This window comes from Daejeonella sp. (genome assembly GCF_044342615.1).
GTDB lineage: Bacteria > Bacteroidota > Bacteroidia > Sphingobacteriales > Sphingobacteriaceae > Daejeonella.
On the sequence record NZ_JBIIPN010000201.1, the window covers coordinates 1 to 3,598 of the forward strand.

At 34.7% G+C, this 3,598-nt stretch carries 3 protein-coding genes; all 3 read left to right on the forward strand.

Features of this window, described 5'->3' with window-relative positions:
- A partial coding sequence (locus ACIQ0D_RS12245; protein WP_395806022.1) for a tetraacyldisaccharide 4'-kinase occupies nucleotides 1-683 on the forward strand: 683 nt, incomplete at its 5' end.
- Nucleotides 646-1,464: a purine-nucleoside phosphorylase gene (locus ACIQ0D_RS12250; protein ID WP_395806024.1), complete on the forward strand. Its 819-nt coding sequence runs from the start codon at nucleotides 646-648 to the stop codon at nucleotides 1,462-1,464. The genes ACIQ0D_RS12245 and ACIQ0D_RS12250, both read left to right, overlap by 38 nt.
- A 29-nt stretch (nucleotides 1,465-1,493) precedes the next feature.
- On the forward strand, nucleotides 1,494-3,464 hold the full coding sequence (locus ACIQ0D_RS12255) for a putative porin (RefSeq protein WP_395806026.1): 1,971 nt from the start codon (nucleotides 1,494-1,496) through the stop codon (nucleotides 3,462-3,464).
- The last annotated feature ends 134 nt before the right edge of the window (nucleotides 3,465-3,598 follow it).

Consider the following 3,598-nt stretch of genomic DNA (forward strand, 5'->3'; position numbering starts at 1 on the left):
TTGTCATTCTAGATGATGCATTTCAACATCGAGCAGTAAAGCCAGGATTAAGTATTTTATTGTTTGAATTTTCATCTTTCCAATCCCATCAGTTTTTGTTGCCAGCGGGTAATTTGAGGGAGCCGATGTCGCAAAAGAAAAGAGCAGATATTGTAGTGATCACTAAATGTCCTAAAACTATTGATGAATCACAAAAGCAGCTGATAGCGAGTAAATTAGATCTGAAGCCGAACCAAGCTTTATTTTTTTCATTTTTAAAATATGGTAATTTGAAATCTGTTTATGAAGAGCACCTTTCAAGGCCATTGAGCTCATTAAATAGTTCTTCAAATATTATTTTATTAACAGGAATAGCCAATCCGAAACCTTTGCTAGAAATGTTACAGGGCTATGTATCTAAGGTAATTCATCACAAGTATTCCGATCATCATAATTTTACTGATAAAAATATTACTAAACTTGTACGCGAATATATTCAGCTTGGAACCGGTAATAACATAATTATTACTACTGAAAAGGATGCACAACGTTTAAACTCTAAACAGTTTAATAATCTGCTTAAAGGTATTCCAATCTTTTATCTACCTATTGAGGCAGATTTTGAAGAGCCTGAAAAAACTTCGTTCAATAATTTAATTATAAACTATGCAACAGAATCTGCAGTCGACAGTAGAATATATTAAGCGTAAAATTGATGTTTTTGAGCCGGAAATTGGGATAATTTTAGGGACCGGTTTAGGCGGACTTGTAGATGATATTGAAATACATCACCAATTAATGTATTCTAATATCCCAAATTTTCCTATTTCCACCCTTGAGTTTCATTCGGGGAAGTTAATATTTGGAATTCTTGGCGGGAAGAAAGTTGTTGCAATGCAAGGGCGTTTACACTATTATGAAGGCTATGATATGAAGCAAATAACCTTTCCAGTTCGGGTAATGAAGCTTCTAGGAATTAAAAAATTGTTTGTCTCAAATGCGAGCGGTGCATTAAATCCAGCATTTAAGAAGGGTGATTTAATGATCATCGAAGATCATATTAACATGCAGACTGACAATCCTTTACGTGGTCGGAATGATGATAGTCTTGGTCCCCGTTTTCCGGATATGAGTGAGCCTTACAATAAAGAAATGATTGTATGTGCTTTGGATATTGCCAAGAAAAATAATATTACTTGCCATGCTGGTGTTTATGTTTCAGTAAATGGGCCAAACCTCGAAACTAGAGCAGAATATCGCTTTTTACGAAATATTGGCGCTGATGCCGTGGGAATGAGTACAGTGCCTGAGGTAATTGTTGCAAATCATATGTCATTGCCCGTTTTTGCTATTTCTGTGCTTACTGATGAAGGCTTCCCAGAAACATTAAAAGTAGTGTCATTGGATGAAATAATTAAAACAGCACAAGAGGCAGAACCCAAAATGACCAAGATTTTAAAAGATCTTATTCTCGAAATGGAATGATTAAACGCTTAATTTTTATATTTTTTTTATTGAATTATCTCATTGTTAATGAGGGCTTTGCGCAAAGGACAATTCGTGCTGGGGGTGAAGGCATGGGTTCTGTGATGAATAGAGGGGGAGGAAGTGGTGCTCAAAACAGTGAGGAAATGCAGCAGGACTCAATTATTTATACTTCTAAATACATTAGGTACACCAATCTTAAAATTTTAAAAGAAGGCACTCAGACGCGCCCTATAGATACCACGGTAAATAATTTTCAAAACTATAGTCCCATTCACAAGTTTGATAAGCCCACTATTGGTCTGGGAAGTGCTGGTATTGCCTATCGAGAAATGCTTTTTAATCCGAGCAAAGTAATTGGTTTTGATGCCGGATTCCACTCTCTTGATGCCTATAAACTTACCCAAGATTCTATTAAATTTTTTAGAGCACGAACACCGTTTACGGAACTTTATTATGTAAATGGTAGAATTCAAGAACAAACATTTAAAGTTATTCATACACAAAATGTGAAGCCTAATTTAAATGTAGGAGCCATGTATAATCGTTTAAGTGCTGAGGGTTTTTATGTCAACCAAAAGGCCGACCATCTCAATGCGGCTTTATTTGCTTGGTATGAATCGCCAAATAAAAGGTATAATATTGTAAGTGACGTTATTTTTAATACCATCAAAGCTGGCGAAAATGGCTCAACTACGAATGATTCTTTATTTAGGGATGATCCAATTGATAAAATAGCGGTTCCTGTACGTTTAAAGGCACTTGGGGGCAATCGACCGATGCAAACATGGCGTCAAACCCAATTTTTCTTTAAACAATTCTATTATATCGGTAGGATGGATAGCATTCCTGATACGGAAGCTTCTGCCAAAATATTGCCTACACAGCGGGTTTCACATGCTTTGACCTATACCAAAGATCGCTACAAATTTTACCGCAATGAAGAGGATGTTTTTGGAGCATTCCCAACCTTGCCGTCCCAATCATTTACTGAAACCAATGATTCTACAAGAGTCTCGAACCTTAGAAATGAGTTTAACTATAGTTTTTACCTCAGGGGGAGGGCATTGAGTTTTATTAAAAATGAGTTGAAATTGGACCTCGGACTACAAAACGATATTTATAGTTATGAGCAGCTTGCTTATAAAGAAAATTTCACGAATACCAGTCTGAAGGCTGCCCTTGCTTATCGTTTTAGTGATAAAGTGATTTTAGAAGCAGATTTAAATCAGGTAGCACAAGGTAAACATGCTGGAGATTTTTTATATGAAGCTAATTCAAGTTTCTTGTTAAGTAAATCTGTTGGAAGGATAATTTTAGGGGCCTACCTGCAAAATAAGTCGCCCGAACAAATGTTCGAACGTGTTAATTATCAGTATCATAGTTGGGATAAAAACTTTGATCGTTCAAAAATCACTAACCTTTCTTTTCTTTATGAAAACCCTAAATATAAATTTACTACCAAAGCTGAATACTTCCTTGTAAATAATTATTTATACTTTAAAGAAACATCTAGTGCTAAGCAAATATCGCCAGAGCAAAGTGGAACTAATATCAATTTAATTAAGATAACTCTTGCCAAAGACTTTAAAATGGGAAGGTTTAATCTTAATAATTATCTAGTATATCAAAAGACTGATTTTCAGGACATTTTACGGACTCCAGAGATTTATTCTTACAATAGTTTTTTTTACGCTACTAAATTTTTTAAGGTATTAACCACAAATATTGGATTTGATCTACGTTTTAACACACCATTTAAAGCTCCAGCTTATGCAATTAATGTCGGACAGTTTTATAATGATAGTGCAGCCTTAGAATATTCAACCTATCCTGTGGTAGATCTTTTTATCCGAGCTACCCTTAAGCGTGCAAATCTGTTTTTGAAGTACGACTATGTGAATCAAGGGATGTTATCTACAGGATATTATACCGTTAGGGGATATCCTATGCAAGATAAATTATTGAAATTTGGCGTTAGTTGGAAATTTTATAATTAAAGGAATAAAGAGTAAAAGTTTTAGATTAAGGAGCAAAGAACAATGATAAAGGACAAAAATGATTAACCAGCACCTTATTATTTCAGATGTCGTTAGTCTGATAACTGATAACGAAATTGTCTGAACTATGATTT